At 61.7% G+C, this 19,222-nt stretch carries 16 protein-coding genes; 5 read left to right on the top strand and 11 right to left on the bottom strand.

The genetic code is table 11. The annotated features are described in order from the left end of the window. The 11 genes from AC5E6N_RS12675 to AC5E6N_RS12725 form a co-directional block, all read right to left on the bottom strand. A partial coding sequence (locus AC5E6N_RS12675) for a serine--tRNA ligase (RefSeq protein ID WP_491748153.1) occupies positions 1 to 866 on the bottom strand: 866 nt, incomplete at its 3' end. A gap of 20 nt (positions 867 to 886) precedes the next feature. Then, a complete protein-coding gene (tatC, locus tag AC5E6N_RS12680) occupies positions 887 to 1,678 on the bottom strand; it encodes a twin-arginine translocase subunit TatC (protein WP_491748175.1) in 792 nt (263 codons plus the stop codon). A gap of 35 nt (positions 1,679 to 1,713) precedes the next feature. Next, on the bottom strand, positions 1,714 to 2,313 hold the full coding sequence (gene tatB / locus AC5E6N_RS12685; RefSeq protein WP_491748154.1) for a Sec-independent protein translocase protein TatB: 600 nt from the start codon (positions 2,311 to 2,313) through the stop codon (positions 1,714 to 1,716). A 75-nt stretch (positions 2,314 to 2,388) separates the two neighbouring features. Then, entirely contained in the window at positions 2,389 to 2,589 is a 201-nt protein-coding gene (locus tag AC5E6N_RS12690) for a twin-arginine translocase TatA/TatE family subunit (protein ID WP_491688589.1), read from the bottom strand. Then, positions 2,582 to 3,724: an ABC transporter ATP-binding protein gene (locus tag AC5E6N_RS12695; protein WP_491748155.1), complete on the bottom strand. Its 1,143-nt coding sequence runs from the start codon at positions 3,722 to 3,724 to the stop codon at positions 2,582 to 2,584. The genes AC5E6N_RS12690 and AC5E6N_RS12695 overlap by 8 nt, the downstream gene beginning before the upstream one ends. A gap of 32 nt (positions 3,725 to 3,756) precedes the next feature. Then, a complete protein-coding gene (gene scpB, locus AC5E6N_RS12700) occupies positions 3,757 to 4,446 on the bottom strand; it encodes an SMC-Scp complex subunit ScpB (RefSeq protein ID WP_491748176.1) in 690 nt (229 codons plus the stop codon). 54 nt (positions 4,447 to 4,500) lie between these two features. Beyond that, positions 4,501 to 5,361 (bottom strand): segregation and condensation protein A, encoded by an 861-nt coding sequence (locus AC5E6N_RS12705; RefSeq protein ID WP_491748156.1) that lies wholly within the window; start codon positions 5,359 to 5,361, stop codon positions 4,501 to 4,503. Between the two features lie 12 nt (positions 5,362 to 5,373). Further along, positions 5,374 to 6,402 carry a beta-N-acetylhexosaminidase gene (gene nagZ, locus AC5E6N_RS12710; RefSeq protein ID WP_491748157.1) on the bottom strand — a complete coding sequence of 343 codons (1,029 nt, stop codon included), beginning with the start codon at positions 6,400 to 6,402 and terminating at the stop codon, positions 5,374 to 5,376. Positions 6,403 to 6,489: 87 nt separating this feature from the next. Further along, positions 6,490 to 8,829: an SPOR domain-containing protein gene (locus tag AC5E6N_RS12715; RefSeq protein ID WP_491748158.1), complete on the bottom strand. Its 2,340-nt coding sequence runs from the start codon at positions 8,827 to 8,829 to the stop codon at positions 6,490 to 6,492. A gap of 63 nt (positions 8,830 to 8,892) precedes the next feature. Then, on the bottom strand, positions 8,893 to 10,653 hold the full coding sequence (gene argS / locus AC5E6N_RS12720; RefSeq protein ID WP_491748159.1) for an arginine--tRNA ligase: 1,761 nt from the start codon (positions 10,651 to 10,653) through the stop codon (positions 8,893 to 8,895). 69 nt (positions 10,654 to 10,722) lie between these two features. Beyond that, positions 10,723 to 11,937 carry a deoxyguanosinetriphosphate triphosphohydrolase gene (locus AC5E6N_RS12725; RefSeq protein WP_491748160.1) on the bottom strand — a complete coding sequence of 405 codons (1,215 nt, stop codon included), beginning with the start codon at positions 11,935 to 11,937 and terminating at the stop codon, positions 10,723 to 10,725. Between the two features lie 106 nt (positions 11,938 to 12,043). Here AC5E6N_RS12725 and erpA point away from each other — a divergent pair, with 106 nt between their 5' ends. The 5 genes from erpA (at position 12,044) to AC5E6N_RS12750 (ending at position 19,193) form a co-directional block, all read left to right on the top strand. Beyond that, positions 12,044 to 12,376 carry an iron-sulfur cluster insertion protein ErpA gene (gene erpA / locus AC5E6N_RS12730; protein WP_491690292.1) on the top strand — a complete coding sequence of 111 codons (333 nt, stop codon included), beginning with the start codon at positions 12,044 to 12,046 and terminating at the stop codon, positions 12,374 to 12,376. Between the two features lie 9 nt (positions 12,377 to 12,385). After that, positions 12,386 to 13,192, top strand: a complete 807-nt coding sequence (gene xth, locus AC5E6N_RS12735; protein ID WP_491748161.1) for an exodeoxyribonuclease III — start codon at positions 12,386 to 12,388, stop codon at positions 13,190 to 13,192. Positions 13,193 to 13,320: 128 nt separating this feature from the next. Beyond that, positions 13,321 to 13,824, top strand: a complete 504-nt coding sequence (gene gpt / locus AC5E6N_RS12740) for a xanthine phosphoribosyltransferase (RefSeq protein WP_491748162.1) — start codon at positions 13,321 to 13,323, stop codon at positions 13,822 to 13,824. Positions 13,825 to 13,896: 72 nt separating this feature from the next. Continuing rightward, positions 13,897 to 14,811 (top strand): haloalkane dehalogenase, encoded by a 915-nt coding sequence (locus tag AC5E6N_RS12745; protein WP_491748163.1) that lies wholly within the window; start codon positions 13,897 to 13,899, stop codon positions 14,809 to 14,811. 635 nt (positions 14,812 to 15,446) lie between these two features. Continuing rightward, positions 15,447 to 19,193: a vitamin B12-dependent ribonucleotide reductase gene (locus AC5E6N_RS12750; protein WP_491748164.1), complete on the top strand. Its 3,747-nt coding sequence runs from the start codon at positions 15,447 to 15,449 to the stop codon at positions 19,191 to 19,193. The last annotated feature ends 29 nt before the right edge of the window (positions 19,194 to 19,222 follow it).

Below are 19,222 nucleotides of genomic sequence, written 5' to 3' on the forward strand. Positions count from 1 at the left end.
ACGGACACCAGTTCCACCTTGTTGAACTGATGCTGACGCAGCATGCCGCGCGTATCGCGGCCGGCGGAGCCGGCTTCCGATCTGAAACAGGGCGTCAGAGCGGTAAAGCGCAGCGGCAGCTTGTCGTGATCGAAAATCTCTTCACACGCCAGGTTGGTCAGCGACACTTCGGCGGTTGGAATGAGCCACCTGCCATCCGTCGTGTGGAAAAGATCCTCCGCGAATTTCGGCAATTGTCCCGTCCCGAACACCGCCTCGTCACGAACAAGCAGCGGCGGCTGGACCTCCGTATAGCCGTGCTCGCCGGTGTGCAGGTCCAGCATGAACTGGCCAAGCGCCCGCTCGAGTCTGGCGAGCTGACCGCGGAGCACGACGAAACGGCTGCCGGCGATACGTGAGGCGAGCTCGAAATCCATCTGGCCGAGCGCCTCGCCGATTTCGAAATGCTCAAGCGGCTTGTGGTTCCAGCCGGGTTTGGCGCCGACCTTGCGGACCTCGACATTGTCTTCCTCGTCAGCGCCTTCCGGCACATCGTCGAGCGGGATGTTCGGAAGAGCGGAGAGCGCGTCCTCCAGGCGCGAATCCAGCGCCCGCACATCCTCCTCGGCGGTCTGCAATGCGGATTTCAGCGCGGCGACTTCGGCCTTCAGCCTGTCCGCGGTCTCCTGATCCCTGCGCCCCATCGCGGCACCGATCTCCTTCGATGCGGCATTGCGGCGCGACTGCATGTCCTGCAGTTTTTGAACGCGATCACGGCGTTCCTCGTCAATTCGGATTATCTCGGCCGAGGCGGCTTCCGCATCGCGCTTGGCAAGGGCGGCGTCAAGGTCCGCAGCATTTTCACGTATCCATTTGATATCAAGCATGATCTTTGCCCGAAGCGAGTTTACGGCGACGCCTTTTCCTGTGTCGAGGAGTTCTCTTCCTCGTCCCTGGATTCGGCATCAGCGCGCCGTCGCTCGACGAGTCGGGCTGCATAGATGGCAATCTCGTAGAGAAGGACGGTGGGAAGTGCAAGACCGATCTGGCTGGCCGGATCGGGCGGGGTCAGGATGGCAGCGGCGATAAAGGCTGCGACAATGGCATATTTGCGTTTGGCCGCCAGACCGTCGGCCGTCACCAGCCCGACCCTGGCCAGCAATGTGGTGACCACGGGCAACTGGAACACCAGCCCGAACGCAAAAATCAGCGTCATGATCAGGTCGAGATATTCCGAGACCTTCGGCAGCAGCTCAATGGCAACCTTGCCGCCCTCGGCCGGCTGTTCCATTGCGAGGAAGAACCACAGCACCATGGGCGTGAAGAACAGATAGACCAGCGCGCCGCCGATGAGAAAGAGGATCGGCGAAGCAATCAGGAACGGCATGAATGCCGCCCGCTCATTCTTGTAGAGCCCGGGGGCGACAAATTTGTAGACCTGTGCCGCGATCATCGGAAACGCGATCACCAGCCCGCCGAACATGGCGATCTTGATCTGCGTGAAAAAGAACTCCTGCGGCGCGGTGTAGATAAGCTCGATCTGACGCCCCTCGAGACCGGCCCACTCGACCGCCCATGAAAACGGCACGACGAGCAGATTGAACAGTTGCTTGGCAAAAAAGAAGCAGACCAGAAACGCGATAAAAAAGGCACCCACCGCCCAAAGCAGGCGCTGGCGCAGTTCGATCAGATGCGCCATCAGCGGCTGCGCTGTATCGTCGAGTTCCTCGGTGGTCACGCCGCATCCCCACTGCTCTTGGCGGCCCTGGTGCTGGCCCGGGTTTTACGGGCGGGCGCTTTCGGCGCGTTTTTTGCAACTGCCGGCTTTTTGGCGGCGGGCCGTGTCTTGGCCCCACCGTTGGCTTTTGCCGCCGGCTTGCGGGCGGGCGTCTTACGCGCTGCCGTCTTTTTCCTGGTGGCTGCGGTCTCACCGGCCTTCTTTGCCGCGGCCGCACCGGCGGTTTTCTTCGCGGTCGTTTCCGGCTTGTCGATCGATGCCGGCGAAGGGCTGCCGTCGGATTCGGCCGGTTCTTTCATCGCCTTGTCGAGATCCGCCTTGATCTCGTTGCCGGCCTCCCTGATCGGGTCGACCACATCCTTGAGCATGTTTGTCGGATTGAACTGCTTGGCCTCGTTCAAAACGTCCTTGACGTCGTCCAGCTCGGCTTCCTTCAGCGCTTCATCGAACTGGCTGCGGAACTCGCCGGCCATCGCCCGCATCTTGCGGGTCGTACGGCCGAATGTGCGCAGCATTGCAGGCAGGTCTTTTGGCCCGACGACGATGATCAGCACCATCGCGATAAGCAGCAGTTCGGGCCAGCCTAAATCCAACATGGACGAGTCTCCCCGCGGCGAGAGCCGCGGTCAAAATGCACGTGAAGAAAGCAGATTGGTCGGCGGGAACGCCGATCAGCTCTTTTCGGTCTTCTCGTCTGCCTTGTGCTCAACCGTCTTTGCCGAATCCGAAGGCTCGTCTTCTCCCATTCCCTTGCGGAAATTCTTGATGCCCTTGGCAACGTCACCCATGAGTTCGGGTATCTTGCCCCGGCCAAACAGTAAAAGCACGACGACCAGCACGATCAGCCAGTGCCAGATGCTAAAACTACCCATTACTGTCTCTCCCTGAGGATATTAAGTCTGATGTAGGTTGTTTCTGACCACTTTCAAACACCATTATGTCACGGTCGTTAACGCAAAGCATCACCTCGCGCAATCCCGACTTGAGCATGCCTGCCCTTATTCTGGACTGAATAACCTGCTCCGTGCCCGGAATCGCGACGCCCAATTGCTCGACGACGCCGAGAAAGCGGCGGTATACGATACGGGCCGGAATATCGCCTGCACCGTCGCGCACCTCAACGCCCGGCAGCCGGATCGCAACCGTCACAGGATCGCCCTCGCGCGCATTGCCGGCGCTGAAGGTTCCCAGCGGCGTCGAAACCCGGCCATCCGAAACGTTGCCGTGAAACACGTTGAGTTCCGAAAAGAACGCCGCGGTGAAAAGGTCGACCGGCCTGTAATAGAGGTCTTCGGCCGTCCCGAGTTGCACAAGCCTGCCTTCGTTGAGGAGCGCAATCCGGTCGGCCATCCGCATCGCCTCCTCGGCGTCATGCGTGACCATCAGCGCCGTCGCCCGCGTCTCGCGCAAAATCGTCAGCGTTTCGTCGCGCACCGTGTCCTTGAGACGCGAATCCAGTCCGGAGAACGGCTCGTCCATCAAGAGCACCGACGGTCGCGGGGCCAGCGCCCGCGCAAGGGCCACGCGCTGCTGCTCCCCGCCCGACAGCGCATGCGGAAACTGATCGGAATAGTGCGCCAGACCGACCCTTTCGAGCGCGGCCGTCGCCTCCTCCTTCGATTCCGTTTCCGACAGGGCATTCAACCCGAAGCGCACATTGTCAAAGACGCTCATATGCGGAAACAGCGCGAAGTCCTGAAACATCAGGCCGACGCCGCGCCGCTCCGGCGGCACAAAGACCCTGGGTCCGGAAATCTCCTTCCCGTTGAGCAGGATACGTCCTTTCTTCGGACGCTCCAGACCAGCCGCGAGGCGCAGAAGTGTCGTCTTTCCCGAGCCGGAAGGGCCGAGCAGGCAAAGCAATTCGCCCGGCGCGGCACGCAACGAGACATCATCGAGTGTGAATTGACCCTGATAGTCGTGCCGAATGTCCTCAAACGCCAGTTCGGCGGCAATGGTCACGCCTGCGCTCGGCTGAGGATGGTGCTGTGCGGAGGCTGGAGTCAAGGCACGCCTTCAGTGTGGATGAAACTCCGCTACTACTCGTCTTCTTCACCCATCGGTGTCAAGAGGCCCAGTTCCTCAAGATCGGCCTGGGTGATCGGATCCTCATCCTCGAACAAGTCATCGTTTGCCGGCGGAACCGGAACCTGGAAGTTCGACGGGATACGCGAAGAGAGCAGCCCCGCGCCCTTCAACTCCTCAACGCCCGGAAGATCACGCAATTCCTCAAGCCCGAAATGGTCGAGGAAATCGAGCGTCGTTCCGTAGGTCACGGGCCGGCCGGGCGTTCTCCTGCGGCCGCGCATTCTGATCCAGCCCGATTCCAGCAGCACGTCGAGCGTGCCGCGCGATGTGGCCACACCCCTGATCTCCTCGATCTCGGCCCGTGTGACGGGCTGGTGATAAGCGATGATGGCCAGCACCTCGAGCGCGGCGCGCGACAGTTTGCGGATGTCGACCTGATCGCGGTGAATGAGGAAGGACAGATCCGCGGCCGTGCGGAATGCCCAATTGTCATCGATCCGCAGAAGGTTGACGCCGCGCAGGCTATAGAACGCCGCCAGACGCTTCATGACCGATCCGACATCGGTTGCCTCCGGCAGCTTCCCGGCGATCACGCTTTCCGGCACCGGGCCCGAAGACGCAAAGACCAGCGCCTCGGCAATCCGCTCAGCCTCGATCAGCGCGCGCTTCGCTGCCTCATCGGTTTCCTCGTTCGCCGCCATTGCGTTCACATCCTTGCCGAACGGCACAACATTGGCCTGTGTTCCTTCCGCCATTCAGGCAGTCTCCTCATTGTTTCCCTCCCGGGCGGCGTCCTGACCGCGCCTGAGGTAGATCGGTGCAAACGGCACGTCCTGCCGCATTTCAAGGCGCCCTTCCCTCACCATTTCCAGTGACGCCGCGAAAGAACTCGCGATTGCCGTTGCCCGTTCCTGCGGATCAGCCAGATACCGGACAAGAAAATGATCGAGCGCGGTCCATTCGTGCAGTTCGCCGATCATTCGCTGAAGGATCACGCGCGCATCGCCGAGCGACCAGACGCGGCGTTTGGAAATCGTCACCTGCGTGACCGCCTGACGCTGCCGCAGCCCGGCATAAGCGTTCAACAGATCGTAAAGCGTCGCCTCGAACTCGGAGGTCCGCTGAATGACGACCGGCTCCGGATCGCCGCGCACAAAAATATCGCGTCCGACACGATTGCGGTTGACGAGCCGCGTTGCCGCGTCGCGCATCGCTTCCAGCCGCTTGAGGCGGAACGCCAGTTGCGCCGCCATTTCCTCGCCTGTCGGCTCGTCGCCATCGGCCTTTTGCGGGATGAGCAGCTTCGACTTGAGGAAAGCAAGCCACGCCGCCATGACAAGATAATCGGCCGCAAGCTCAAGTCTGAGCCGCCGCGCACTGTCGATAAAGGTCAGGTACTGCTCGGCAAGCGACAGGACGGATATGCGCGCCAGATCCACCTTTTGATTGCGCGCCAGATGGAGCAGCAGATCGAGCGGTCCCTCAAATCCGTCGATATCGATGACCAGTGACGGTTCGCTCAGCCCCCGTTCGGTGCCCGCATCATTTTCCCACAGCTTGTCCATCGGGGCTTTCGCCTCTTCCGGCTTCTGCTGTTCTCGCAACGCATTCGCCATGACATCAAGCCCTCAAACCAGCGATTCCGTTTTATCCAGCAAACGGGCGAATTCCGCCCGCAATGCCTGTTCGTCCGCGCGTTCACCGCCACCAAAAAGCGTGACGACCCGCTGCGCCCTTTCCGCGGCGGCGCCGTTAAGAACCGGCGTATGAGCGCTGACCTCGGCCATTTCCTCCATCACCCCGTTGCAGTGAAGCACTACATCGCATCCGGCCTCGAATATTGCATCGGTCTTCGATGCGAAATCCCCAGAAAGTGCCTTCATGGACAGGTCATCCGTCATGAGCAACCCGTCAAAACCGATTGTGCCGCGAATGATGTCGTTGACGATGATCGGGGACGACGTCGCGGGGCGGTCCGGATCGATTTTCGCAAATGTCACGTGGGCGGTCATCGCCATCGGCGCATCCGCCAGCATGCGAAACGGTAAGAAATCTCTCGCTTCCAATGCCTCTGGCCCGGCATCCACCACGGGCAGATCGAGGTGGCTGTCCACAGTCGCGCGCCCATGTCCGGGCATATGCTTGACAACCGGCAGCACGCCGCCTGCGGTAAGGCCGTCCATGGCCTGACGCCCGAGGACTGTAACCGCTTCGGGGTCCATGCAATAAGCCCGGCTGCCGATCACGTCATGACTGCCCGCCATCGGCACATCGAGGACCGGCAGGCAATTGACGTTGATCCCGAGTCCCGAAAGGTCATGGGCATGAAGCCGCGCCATAAGCCATGCCGCGCGCAGCCCGTCGGTTTTACTCGAGCGGTAGATCGAGCCGATCGCCGAGGCCGGCGGGTAGTCCGGAACCAGCGGCGGCTTTATCCGCTGCACGCGCCCGCCCTCCTGATCGATCAGCACAGGCGCGTCGTCCCGCCCGACGCAATCGCGCAGGGACGCCACCAGATCGACAACCTGTTGCCTTTCGTGGATGTTGCGCGCAAACAGGATGAAGCCCCAAGGACGCTCCGCCCTGAAAAAGGACTTTTCCTCATCCGTAAGCGTTAATCCGCCGCATCCAAGGATCATCGCTTTTGATTCGGCCATGGTCGAATCATACACCGCTGGTTCGCAAAGGACAGCCCGTTAAATCAAGGCTCGGCGGCTCGCTATCCGGCAATCGGCCGCGCCCTGCTAGCGCGCAACGAAACAGCTGCCGCCGGCAGCTTTGTATTGGGCGCACAGATTGTTTGCCTCGGACCTCGACCCGGCTGGTATGCGCACCCGATAGAACACGCCGCGATTCGGGATGTCGGCGCGCTGGAAATCGACACCCTTGCCGCCGATGATCGACGCATAGCGCTGGGAAAGATTCTCATAGGATTCGCGCGCCGCAGCCTCCGACGGCTGCGAGGAAATCTGCATCATATAGCCACCCGGATTGGCGACCGGCGGGCTTCCCGCCAGATTGCCGCGCTCGGTCACGGCCTCGACGATGGTCACCGGCTGCTCAGCCGGCCGGGTGGACGGAACCGGCGCGTCGCCCGCTGCGGCGGATCGGGATTGCGTAGCGCCGCCGGCCGCGGCAGCCGGTCTGCCCAGCGGCAACGGCAAGGCTCCTGTGTCGCGCAGATTATCGTCAATCGGCGGCAGGGCCGCGACCTGGTTTGCCGGGGCTGCCGACGTGTCAGCGGTTGTCGTATCCAGCGCCTGCGTCGACGCGATCTGCTGTTCAACGGCCGCATCCGTATTGCCGCGCAGCGCGCTTGCGCCTGACGCATCGGCGGGTGCGACAGACGGGGTTGTCTGAATGGAAACCGCTGCCGTCCGATCGGCCGGCTCGGGCTCCTCACGCGCCACGATTGTGCCATCGGGCCGGACAACGAGCGTGCGCACCTTGCGCGGTGCGATACCCGCACTTGCACCTTCCGAGGCCCTGGGATCGGGATCAAGCGGCGGCGTCGCGGCAAGCCTCTCCTCAACCTTGGCCACGGGCGCCTCGGCCGCCGCGCGCCCTTCCAGCGGCAGCGTATCGGGGTCGAGCGTACGCTGAACGACGTCCACCGGCTCTTCCGTCGTGGTCACGAGACTTTGTTCGGCAGCGCCCGACGTTTCGTTCCCGGCAACTTTGTCGTAAACGGCAAGATCTTGATTCGGAACGGTTTTACCGCCGGGATCCTCCGGCTTGACCTTCACCGGATCATTGTTGGCGGCAATAACCGGCGGATCGCCCGCGCCGCTGCCCAGGCTGGAGTTCCACAGATAGAACCCGCCGCCACCGCCGACGGCGATCGCGAGAACGATGATTGCGGCGACCATACCGCGTCGCCCGCCCCGATCCTCATCCGCGCCATCGAAATCCGGAGCCGCAAGGTCATCGACCGTGAAATCGTCATCGCCGGGAAAGACGTCAGGATCGTAATCGTCGTCGTAACCGCCCGTGGCCGGATCGTCGTAATCGCTGTTCACCGCGGACACATTGCCGGCCTGATAGTGAGCATCGAAGCTGTCCAAAGTGGCGGGTTCCAACTCGGCATTGCCATGCAGGCTGGAGGCATCGGTATAGGCCTCCGCAGCTTCCGCCATAGCCGATCCGGTGTCCTGTCCGGACAGAACGTCAAGCTCATCTTCGAGCGGAAGACCGAAATCGCCTCGGTTCGGATCATTGCCGGCGACGTCTGCGTCACCGTAATCCGGCACGGCGAATTCGGACATGGCTTCCGGCGCGGCGTCCGTCTCGGCGATGTCAGCAGGATCGAAAGGCACGTCCGGTACATCGGCGACCGCCTCCGATGCCTGCGCCTCGACCTCGGCCATTTCCGCGAGCAGCATGTCCGTCAGGCTGCCGCCTTCCTGTGCCGGCTCATCCGATTTTGTTGCGTCGATGTCGCGCTGCAGGCGCTCATAGGCCTGTTTCAGATCATCGCTTTCGGCAATGCCTTCGAGCGGCTCGGTCGACGCTTCCGGCATCCGGACCGTTTCGGACTGCCCGGTCTCAAACGGCTGGGACACCGGCTCCGGCCGGGGCTCCGGCTGGATGGCATGCTCGGGCTGGGCCGCGGGCTCCGGTTCGGGCTTGCGGGCATCGCCCTCAAGTGCGGAGAACGCCGCCTGGAGCTCGGCCTCCAGGCTGGTCATCTGCGCCGTTGCGCCGGCACTCGCATGCGGCCAGGCACCCGCATCCTCGGACACGGAGCCCGTATCGGCTTCCGGCTGAACAGGCGTCATCCTGTCATTTACGCGTTTCGAACTCGTCGACTGGATATCTTCCTGCACCTGCTCGAAAGGGGCTTCGGGCGGCTGGGCCTGCGGCGCGGCGGCGCCCTCGCCTGCCACATCGATTTCGAGCTCGCGCATCAGCTCAGCCTCAAGGTCAAACCCGGGGTCTGCCTGTCCGTCATCGCCATCGCTGTCGGAAGCGTTGTTTTCCTCGTCGTCAAATCCCACGATCCGCGCCAGTTCGGCAAGCGGGTCGTCCTCCTTGCGATCCGCCTCCGCCGGCTGGCGCGTTTCAGAAATTCGGTTGTCGGCCATTCCGTTCACTCGTGCACATTGAGCGTAGTTCAATGCCAGTACATTGTGGGCAAAAGGTGACGCCTAACGCATCTCAACCGGCGCATTTGTCCCGGTTATCGAAAGCCCCGACTTCAGCACCGCCGCGACGGCCTTGACCAGCCCCAGCCTCGCCATGCTCAATTTTGGTTTCGTCTCGTTTACAAACCGCAGTTCCGGTTTTTCTTTCCCCCTGTTCCAGTGAGCATGGAACGCACTTGCCACATCGTAGAGATAAAACACGATCTTATGCGGTTCGTGAGTTGCTGCAGCACTTTCCACGATCCTGGGGAATTCCGCAAGTTTTGCAACCAGCTGAATTTCGCACTCATCCGAAATCAGCTCGTCCACAGCCGAAGAAAGATCGGCCGCATCAAGGTCAACATCCGGGAAAACCTCCGCAGCCTGGCGGAAAATCGAGTGACAGCGGGCATGTGCATACTGCACGTAGAACACCGGATTGTCCTTTGATTGCTCCGTTACTTTGGCAAAATCAAAGTCAAGCGGTTCGGAGTTTTTGCGGTAAAGCATCATGAATCGGACCGAATCACACCCCACTTCTTCGACCACATCGCGCAGTGTGACGAAGTCTCCCGAACGCTTCGACATGCGCACCGGTTCACCGTCCCGGTAGAGCTTGACGAGCTGACACAGCAGCGCGGTCAGCTTGGCCTCGCCTTCGGACACGGCCCTGGCGACCGCCTCCATCCTTTTGACGTAGCCGCCGTGATCGGCGCCGAGAACATATATCATCTCCTTGAAGCCGCGCTCGAACTTGTCATGGAAATAGGCGACATCGGCGGCAAAATAGGTGTAGGAGCCGTCCGACTTGATCAGCGGCCGGTCAATATCGTCCCCGACATCGGTCGACTTGAACAGCGTCTGCTCACGATCCTCCCAGTCCTCGGGTCGCTGGCCCTTCGGCGGCGGCAATTTGCCCTTGTAGACATGGCCCTTGAAGGTCAGATCGTTGATTGCCTCGCGGATGGCCTTGGCTCCGTCGGCGTGCAGCTGGCGTTCCGAATAGAAGACCTCCTGCTCGACATTCAGCGCCGCCAGGTCCTGCCGGATGATCTTCATCATCGCGTCGATGGCCCTGTCCTTGACGACAGGCAGCCATTCATCCTCGGTCATGCCCCGCAGCCTGGAGCCGAATTCCTCGGCCAGTTGCCGGCCCACCGGCACAAGATAGTCGCCGGGATAAAGGCCGGGCGGTATCTCTGCGATATCGTCGCCCAGAGCTTCCCGGTAGCGCAGGAAAACCGAACGCGCCAAAATGTCGATCTGGGCGCCGGCATCGTTGATGTAATATTCCTTGGTCACGTCATAGCCGACAAACGACAGCAGGTTGGCCAGCGAGTCGCCGACCACGGCGCCGCGGCAGTGGCCGACATGCATCGGGCCCGTCGGATTGGCCGATACATATTCGACATTGATCCTCGTTCCGGCGCCGACATCGCTGCGGCCGTAATTCTCGCCGGCCGCGATGATCGCCGCCAGCGTGCGCTGCCAATAGGCCGGCGACAATTTCATGTTTATGAACCCCGGACCCGCGACGCTGATGTTTTCGACATCCGGGTCGCGCTCCAGAACGGCGGATATCTCAGCCGCCAGTTCGCGCGGGTTGGTGCCGAGAGGTTTTGCCAGCACCATGGCCGCATTGGTGGCGACATCGCCATGGCTCTGGTCACGGGGCGGCTCGACGGCCACCCGATCGAGACGGAGCTGATCGCCCTGCTCGCGAATCTGGGCCAGAGATTCAAGTGCAACCAAAACTCGACCTTCAAAATCCTTGAAAAGATTCATCTTTATTCGCCCGGGGAATGCTCCGGCGGAGACACGTTCGATGTCCCGGCCTGGAGAGGTTGCCGCTGACTAACGCAAATCCGGTGTCCGGTCAAACAGCGCACGATGCTGCCGGATGGCGAAATTGTCGGTCATGCCGGCGAGATAATCGGCAACGCGGCGCGCAATGGCGGCCTGGTCGAAACGGGCGAGGCCCTGTTTCCAGACACCGCCCATCAGAGCCGGGTCCGCGACATAGGCGGCAAAAAGATCCCGCACGATTGCCGCCGCCTGCTCGCGCACGCGCATAACCTCGGCATGGCGATAGAGATGTTTGTAGAGGAACGACTTTATGCTCCGGTCGGCGCTTTGCAGTGCCGGCGAGAACGCGGCAAAGCTTCGGTTCGCGCCGCGCACGTCATCCGCGCTTTCGGGCCGCATCTGCGCGATGTTACGCTGCGCCACGGTGATCACGTCCTCGACCATGAGCGTGATCTGCCGACGCATGATCTCATGGATCATCCGGCTTTCCTCCAGGTCCGGATACCTGACGCGCGCATCGGTCAAAAGGTCGCTCAGGAACGGCACATCCTCCAGCATGTCCAGCGTCAGCAGGCCGCTGCGCAATCCGTCATCTATGTCATGCGTGTTATAGGCGATATCGTCGGCGATCGCCGCCACCTGCGCTTCGAGGCTGGCAAAGGTGGAAAGCCGCAGATCCTGACGTTCGCAATAGTCTAGAATGGGCTGGGGAACGGTACCGTTCAGGCCGTTTCCTGCCGTGTCCGTCAGCGGTCCGTTGTGCTTGACAAGCCCCTCGAGGCTTTCCCAGGTCAGATTGATCCCGTCGAAATCGGCGTAGCGGCGCTCAAGCTGCGTGACGATGCGCAGGGACTGGGCGTTGTGGTCGAAACCGCCATAGTCCCGCAACAGCTCGTCGAGCGCATCCTCACCCGTGTGACCGAACGGCGTGTGGCCGAAATCGTGGACGAGCGCAACGCCTTCGGCCAGGTCCTCATCCAGCCGCAGCGCGCGCGCCAGAGCCCGCGCGATCTGCGCCACCTCGATCGTATGTGTCAGGCGTGTGCGAAAATGATCGCCCTCATGGGCGACAAAGACCTGCGTCTTGTGCTTAAGCCGGCGAAACGCCGTGGTGTGGATGATGCGGTCGCGGTCGCGCTGAAACTCGGAGCGGGTCCGGCTCGGATCCTCCGGATAGAGCCTGCCCCGGCTGCGTTTCGGGTCGCTCGCCCACACTGCCCGCGCGCCGGTTCCGAAACCGAGCGCACCTTCGTCCAATGCCATAGATCCGCCTTCCCCGTTGACGCGGCATGCCGTTGTTCATACCTATAGGGCAATGGTGTTCAATCACAATCTCTCCGGGCCTTGAACTCGGCCAGAAGGTGACAAGATGGAAAACAATCAGGTTACGCTGTCGGATGCGGCGGCAAGTCGGATCGTCCAGATTCTGGCGTCCGAAGACGGAAAATCGGCGCTTCGCGTGTCCGTGGAAGGCGGAGGCTGCTCAGGATTCTCCTACAAGTTCGATCTGGCCGATCAGGCGGACGACGACGACTTCGTGCTTGAAAAGGGTCAGGCGCGTGTGCTGATCGATTCGCTCTCGCTCGTTTATATGGGCGGTTCGGAAATCGACTTTGTCGACAATCTGATGGGGCAGTCGTTTCAGATCAACAATCCCAACGCGGTCGCCTCGTGCGGCTGCGGAACAAGTTTCACCATCTGACGGCCCCGCATGAAGATAGCCAGCTGGAACATCAACGGGATCAAGGCGCGCCTTGACAACCTCATCAACTGGCTGACGGAAAGCCAACCGGATATCGCCTGCCTGCAGGAGATCAAATCCGTCGACGGGAATTTTCCGCGCCAGGAGATCGAGGCGCTCGGCTACCATGTCGAAACCCACGGTCAGAAGGGTTTCAACGGCGTGGCCCTTTTGTCGAAGCAGAAGCCGGATGAGGTAAACCGCGGCTTGCCGCTGCTGTCGCCGTCGCACGAGGCGGATGAACAGGCCCGTTTCATCGAGGGCGTCTTCTCGCTCGACGGTGGCGCATTGCGCGTCGTCTCTGTGTACCTGCCCAACGGAAACCCGGTCGATACCCAAAAATTTCCCTATAAACTCGATTGGATGGAGCGGCTGGAACGATGGGCCGCCGATCGCCTCGCGCTTGAGGAACCGCTGGTTCTCGCCGGTGATTACAACGTCATACCCGAGCCGTTCGACTGCCACGATCCGGCCGTCTGGGAGGGCGACGCCCTGTTCCGGGGCGAAACCCGCTCGGCTTTCCGCCGTCTGGAGAATCTCGGTTTCACCGATGCAATCCGCAACACGACCGATGCCGACAAGATCTACACGTTCTGGGATTACCAGGCCGGCGCATGGCCCAAAAACAACGGCATCCGCATCGACCATCTCATGCTGTCGCCGGAAGCGGCCGACCGGCTGACATCCGCAGACATCGAAAAGCACGTGCGCGGCTGGGAAAAACCGTCCGACCACGTGCCGGTCGTCGCGAATCTGGGCTTCCTGCCCGCTTCCTGATCCCAAACAGGCGCCGCTGCGGGGACCGGCCGCTCGCCAGCCCCTGCTCATGCGACACGTGCTGAGTTGACCGTGACGCCGCCAAATGGTTCAAGCGGACGAAATATCTGTCGAGGAGCACCGCACCCATGTCCCTTCCGGAAAAGGCTTTTCCCGTCTCATGGGACCAGTTCCACCGTGACGCCCGGGCCCTCGCCTGGCGCATCTCCGGATCGGACCGGGAATGGCGCGGCATTGTCTGCATCACCCGCGGCGGTCTGGTGCCTGCGGCCATCGTCGCCCGCGAACTCAACATCCGTCTGATCGAGACGGTGTGTGTCGCCTCCTACCATGATTACGCCAATCAGGGGAAAATGACGGTCCTGAAGGAAATCAGCGACGAACTGCTCGCCTCGGAGGGCGAGAATGTGCTGATTGTCGACGATCTGACCGATACCGGACGGACCGCCGAAGTGGTTCGCGCCATGTTGCCGAAGGCGCACTTCGCCACCGTCTACGCCAAGCCGAAGGGCCGCCCCCAGGTGGACACGTTCATCACCGAGGTCAGCCAGGACACCTGGATCTACTTCCCGTGGGATATGGGCTTTGCCTATCAGGAACCCATCACCAAGGACCCGGTCGGCGAGCCGTAGCGAGGGCCGGCTGGCATCGCGCGTCGTTTCATCCTATCGTTTCAGGGTTGAACAATATGCGGGAGGAAGGCCATGGCTCACGACAAGGTACTGCGCACGCCGGAGGAACGCTTCGCCGCCATTCCGGACTATCCGTTCGGGGCGAATTATGAAACGGTCGACGGCGGCGAATACGGCCCGTTGCGCATGCATTATGTCGACGAGGGGCCGAAGGACGGGCCGGTGGTCCTTCTCATGCATGGCGAGCCGACCTGGTCCTATCTCTACCGCACGATGATACCGCCGATCGCGGCCGCCGGCATGCGCGTGCTGGCGCCCGATTTCATCGGCTTCGGCAAATCCGACAAGATCGCCGAGCGCTCCGCCTATTCCTATCTTGCCCATGTCAACTGGATGAAGGCGTGGATCGACAGGCTGGCATTGAAGAACATCACCCTCTTCGGCCAGGACTGGGGCGGGCTGATCGGCCTGCGCCTGGTGGCCGAGGCCCCGGAGCTTTTTGCCCGCGTCATGATCGGCAATACCGGCCTGCCGACCGGCGACCGCGACCTTGGCGAGGCCTTCAAACAGTGGCGCGAATACAGTCAGACGACGCCGACCTTCAATATCGGCGGCATTGTCTCGCGCGGCACGGCGCGCGGCATGGACGAGGCCGTGGCCGCCGCCTATGACGCGCCCTTCCCGTCCGAGGACTATAAGGCCGGCGCCCGCGCCTTTCCGATGCTGGTGCCGGCGAGCGCCGACGATCCGGCGGCGCCCGCCCAGCGCGCCGCATGGGAAAGCCTGAAGCGTTTCGAAAAGCCGTTCCTGACCTGTTTTTCCGACAAGGACATGATCATGCGCGGCGGCGAGAAGGTGTTTCAGAAACTGATTCCCGGCGCCGCCGGCGAGAATCATTTCATCACCGAAAATGCCGGCCATTTCCTGCAGGAGGACGCCGGGCCGCTGCTCGCCGAAAAGCTTGTTTCATTTGCACGCAAAGAGTGAAAAAGCCGACCCGGTCTCGCCTCGATACAAGCGAAACGACGGCCGGCCGATTCGCCGCGAATCGCTTTTTCCCTGTCAAGTGCACCGGCGCAACGTGTGCGTCTCGATTTTTTTTCGGCCAACATGTTTGCGGCCTTTTTTGCTTGACGGCGGGGCAAGTGCGGACTTTTCAAGGCATTGCGCTTTCCCCGCTTTCCACATTTGCGACCCACAACATCTGGTGTTCACAAATCTGACGCAAACAATCCCTTGACGGTCCAAAACGAGTCGCGTTCTACTGTGCGGACGTTGTTCCAGCAGCGCGGTCTGTGCGTTTCTGTCAGATCCCAATCAGTTTTAAAGCGTCAGGACATGAAGTCCCATGCAGGTGGTTTTGTTGTACGGGACCGAGGGGAGTTCCGCGCGGTTTGCAGCCGTTTTGCTGGAAAAATGTGATTGGCGTAAAAAGGCTGTTAATACTATGTTTAGCGTTTGCAGCGAATATCGACACAAGATATAGCGTCATTAGCGAGGGGGCTTCGCGAAAACGCTTGAGTGAAATTCGAGACCTGCTGCGCATTCGGGGTATGCAGGAAGGGAAACTGCGTCTTGTCGGCAATGGGCGGCGGCAAGGCGGTGACAAACGAGGAAAAAGCATGCGCATCGAGCGTCGTTTTACAAAAGCAGGACAATCGCCATACGCCGCAATCGCGTTTCGCAAGGCGACAAGCGAAATCAAGAATCCCGACGGTTCCGTGGTGTTCCGCCTGGAAAATATCGACGTGCCCGTCCAGTTCTCGCAGGTTGCGAGCGATATCCTTGCGCAGAAATATTTCCGCAAGGCCGGCGTTCCCGCGCGCCTGAAAAAAGTTGAGGAAAACGATGTTCCGTCCTGGCTCTGGCGTTCGACCGCCGACCTTGAGGCGCTGGAAGAGCTGCCCGAGGACGAGCGCTACGGCTCCGAGACCGATGCGCGCCAGGTCTTTTCGCGCCTTGCCGGCACCTGGACCTATTGGGGCTGGAAGGGCGGCTATTTCAAGGGCGAGGAAGACGCCCTCGCCTTCTATGACGAGCTTGCCTACATGCTCGCCACCCAGCGCGTCGCGCCCAACAGCCCGCAATGGTTCAACACCGGCCTCAACTGGGCCTACGGCATTGACGGCCCCGGCCAGGGTCACTTCTATGTCGACCCGTTCACGGGCAAGCTGACGAAGTCGAAATCCTCCTACGAGCACCCGCAGCCGCATGCCTGCTTCATCCAGTCGGTCGAGGACGATCTCGTCAACGAGAACGGCATCATGGACCTTTGGGTCCGCGAGGCGCGGCTCTTCAAATACGGCTCCGGCACCGGCTCCAACTTCTCGCATCTGCGCGGCGAAGGCGAACAGCTTTCCGGCGGCGGCCGCTCCTCCGGCCTCATGTCGTTCCTGAAAATCGGCGACCGCGCCGCCGGCGCCATCAAGTCGGGCGGCACCACCCGCCGCGCCGCCAAGATGGTCGTCGTCGACATCGATCACCCCGATATCGAGGCCTATATCAACTGGAAGGTGAAGGAGGAGCAGAAGGTCGCGGCGCTGGTGACCGGCTCCAAGATCGTCAGTACCCATCTCAAGGCCATCATGAAGGCCTGCGTCAATTGCGAGGGCCCGGACGGCGACTGCTTCGATCCGAAGAAGAACCCGGCCCTCAAGCGCGAGATCCGCGCCGCCAAGAAGGCGCAGGTGCCGGAGAACTACGTCAAGCGCGTCATCCAGTTCGCCCGCCAGGGCCACAAGGATATCGAGTTCACCACCTATGACACCGACTGGGATTCGGAAGCCTATCTCACCGTGTCGGGCCAGAACTCCAACAATTCCGTCTCCATTCGCGACGACTTCCTCAACGCCGTCGAGGCCGATGGCGACTGGGACCTGATCGGCCGCATCGACGGCAAGGTGACGAAGACGGTCAAGGCCCGCGAGTTGTGGGAGTCGATCGGCTATGCCGCCTGGGCCTCCGCAGATCCGGGCCTGCACTTCAACACCACGATGAACGACTGGCACACCTGCCCGGCGGCCGGCCCGATCCGCGCCTCCAACCCGTGCTCGGAATATATGTTCCTCGACGACACGGCCTGTAACCTGGCCTCGCTGAACCTCCTGCAGTTCATGGAGAAGAAGACCAACAAGTTCCGCATCGAAGAGTTCGAACACGCAACGCGCCTGTGGACCATCGTGCTCGAAGTCTCGGTGATGATGGCGCAGTTTCCGTCGCGGCAGATCGCAGAACTCTCCTATAAATACCGCACGCTCGGCCTCGGCTACGCCAATATCGGCGGCCTGCTTATGACCTCCGGCATTCCCTACGATTCCGATGCCGGCCGCGCCATCTGCGGCGCCATCACCGCGGTCATGACCGGCATTTCCTATGCCACCTCCGCCGAGATGGCGGGCGAGCTCGGCCCCTTCCCCGGCTACAAGCCCAACAAGGCCAACATGCTGCGCGTCATGCGCAACCACCGCCGCGCCGCCCATGGCGAGCGGGACGGCTATGAAAAACTGTCGACCAACCCGGTCGCGTTGATCCATGACGACTGCCCGGACGCCGAACTGATCGAACACGCAACGGCCGCCTGGGACAGGGCCGTCAAACTCGGCGAGAAACACGGCTACCGCAACGCGCAAGCCACGGTGATCGCGCCCACCGGCACGATCGGCCTTGTCATGGACTGCGACACCACCGGCATCGAGCCCGACTTCGCGCTGGTGAAGTTCAAGAAGCTCGCCGGCGGCGGCTATTTCAAGATCATCAACCGCGCCGTGCCGGAAGCCCTGCGCACCCTCGGCTATTCGGAAAGCCAGATCGGCGAGATCGAGGCCTATGCCGTCGGTCACGGCAACCTCAACCAGGCTCCGGCGGTCAATCCCGGCGCGCTGAAGGCCAAGGGGTTCACCGACGAGAAGATCGAGACGCTGAACGGCGCGCTGGCCTCCGCCTTCGACATAAAATTCGCCTTCAACCAGTGGACCCTCGGCGCCGAGTTCTGCAAGGAGACCCTCGGCATCGCCGATGAGCAGTTGAACGATATGGAGTTCAACATGCTGGAATTCCTCGGCTTTTCCAAGCAGGACATCGACGCGGCCAATATCCACATCTGCGGTGCGATGACGCTGGAAGGCGCGCCTGACTTGAAAGACGAGCACCTCGCCGTCTTCGACTGCGCCAATCCCTGCGGCAAGATCGGCAAGCGCTATCTCTCCACCGACAGCCACATCCGCATGATGGCGGCGGCCCAGCCCTTCATCTCGGGCGCGATCTCCAAGACCATCAACATGCCGAATGAGGCCGATATCGAGGATTGCAAATCGGCCTACATGCTCTCCTGGAAACTGGCGCTGAAGGCCAACGCGCTCTACCGCGACGGCTCCAAGCTCTCCCAGCCGCTCAACGCCTCGCTCATCGAGGACGAGGATGCGCTCGAAGAGCTGATCGAGGCCCCCGCCGCCGCCAAGGCCGTCACCGTGACGGAGAAGATCGTCGAGCGCGTGGTCGAGAAGGTCGTGCGCGACCGCGAGAAGCTGCCCAACCGGCGCAAGGGCTACACCCAGAAGGCCGTGGTCGGCGGTCACAAGGTCTATTTGCGCACCGGCGAGTTCGACGACGGCCGCCTCGGCGAGATCTTCATCGACATGCACAAGGAAGGCGCCGCCTTCCGCGCCATGATGAACAATTTCGCCATCGCCATCTCGCTCGGCCTGCAATATGGCGTGCCGCTGGACGAATATGTCGAGGCCTTCACCTTCACCAAGTTCGAGCCGGCCGGCATGGTCACGGGCAATGACGCGATCAAGAACGCCACGTCGATCCTCGACTATGTGTTCCGCGAGCTTGCCGTCTCCTATCTGGAGCGCCACGACCTTTCCCATGTGGACACGTCCGACTTCTCCAACACGGCATTGGGTAAAGGCATCAAGGAAGGCAAGACGGCACCGGTTTCAAAAGGCTGGACCCGCGGCCACAAGCTGGAACTCATCGCCCCCGGCGGCCAGCCCATGGGCGGCATGCCGGCCGGCAGCGGCGGCGGCTCCAACGTCACGGCCATCTCCGGCGGCGCGGCCATCGTCTCCGAAGCCGTCGCCCAGGCCAATGCCGAAGAAGCCACCGCCTTCAAACGCGACTACGAAGAACGCGCCCGCCAGCTCTCCGAGGAAATCGCCGACGAAGAAGCCGGCGAACTCTTCGACGCCGACGCAGCAGAAGAGGCCCGCACCGACGCCAAAACCGTCGAAGCCGACCGCCGCGCCAAGGCGATCATGCAGGGCTACACGGGCGATGCCTGTTCGGAGTGTTCGAACTTTACGATGGTGCGGAACGGGACGTGTCTGAAGTGCGACACGTGTGGGAGCACGAGCGGGTGTAGTTGATTAGGCGCCCTGACGGGCGGAGAAATTGG

Source organism: Hoeflea sp. (assembly GCF_984452065.1).

Bases quoted from the DNA above. Each gene is read 5' to 3' on its own strand.
- tatC (WP_491748175.1), bottom strand. From the start codon at position 1,678: ATGGCGCATCTGATCGAACTGCGCCAGCGCCTGCTTTGGGCGGTGGGT.
- tatB (WP_491748154.1), bottom strand. From the start codon at position 2,313: ATGTTGGATTTAGGCTGGCCCGAACTGCTGCTTATCGCGATGGTGCTG.
- AC5E6N_RS12690 (WP_491688589.1), bottom strand. From the start codon at position 2,589: ATGGGTAGTTTTAGCATCTGGCACTGGCTGATCGTGCTGGTCGTCGTG.
- scpB (WP_491748176.1), bottom strand. From the start codon at position 4,446: ATGGCGGCGAACGAGGAAACCGATGAGGCAGCGAAGCGCGCGCTGATC.
- AC5E6N_RS12705 (WP_491748156.1), bottom strand. From the start codon at position 5,361: ATGGCGAATGCGTTGCGAGAACAGCAGAAGCCGGAAGAGGCGAAAGCC.
- nagZ (WP_491748157.1), bottom strand. From the start codon at position 6,402: ATGGCCGAATCAAAAGCGATGATCCTTGGATGCGGCGGATTAACGCTT.
- AC5E6N_RS12715 (WP_491748158.1), bottom strand. From the start codon at position 8,829: ATGGCCGACAACCGAATTTCTGAAACGCGCCAGCCGGCGGAGGCGGAT.
- argS (WP_491748159.1), bottom strand. From the start codon at position 10,653: ATGAATCTTTTCAAGGATTTTGAAGGTCGAGTTTTGGTTGCACTTGAA.
- AC5E6N_RS12725 (WP_491748160.1), bottom strand. From the start codon at position 11,937: ATGGCATTGGACGAAGGTGCGCTCGGTTTCGGAACCGGCGCGCGGGCA.
- erpA (WP_491690292.1), top strand. From the start codon at position 12,044: ATGGAAAACAATCAGGTTACGCTGTCGGATGCGGCGGCAAGTCGGATC.
- xth (WP_491748161.1), top strand. From the start codon at position 12,386: ATGAAGATAGCCAGCTGGAACATCAACGGGATCAAGGCGCGCCTTGAC.
- gpt (WP_491748162.1), top strand. From the start codon at position 13,321: ATGTCCCTTCCGGAAAAGGCTTTTCCCGTCTCATGGGACCAGTTCCAC.
- AC5E6N_RS12745 (WP_491748163.1), top strand. From the start codon at position 13,897: ATGGCTCACGACAAGGTACTGCGCACGCCGGAGGAACGCTTCGCCGCC.
- AC5E6N_RS12750 (WP_491748164.1), top strand. From the start codon at position 15,447: ATGCGCATCGAGCGTCGTTTTACAAAAGCAGGACAATCGCCATACGCC.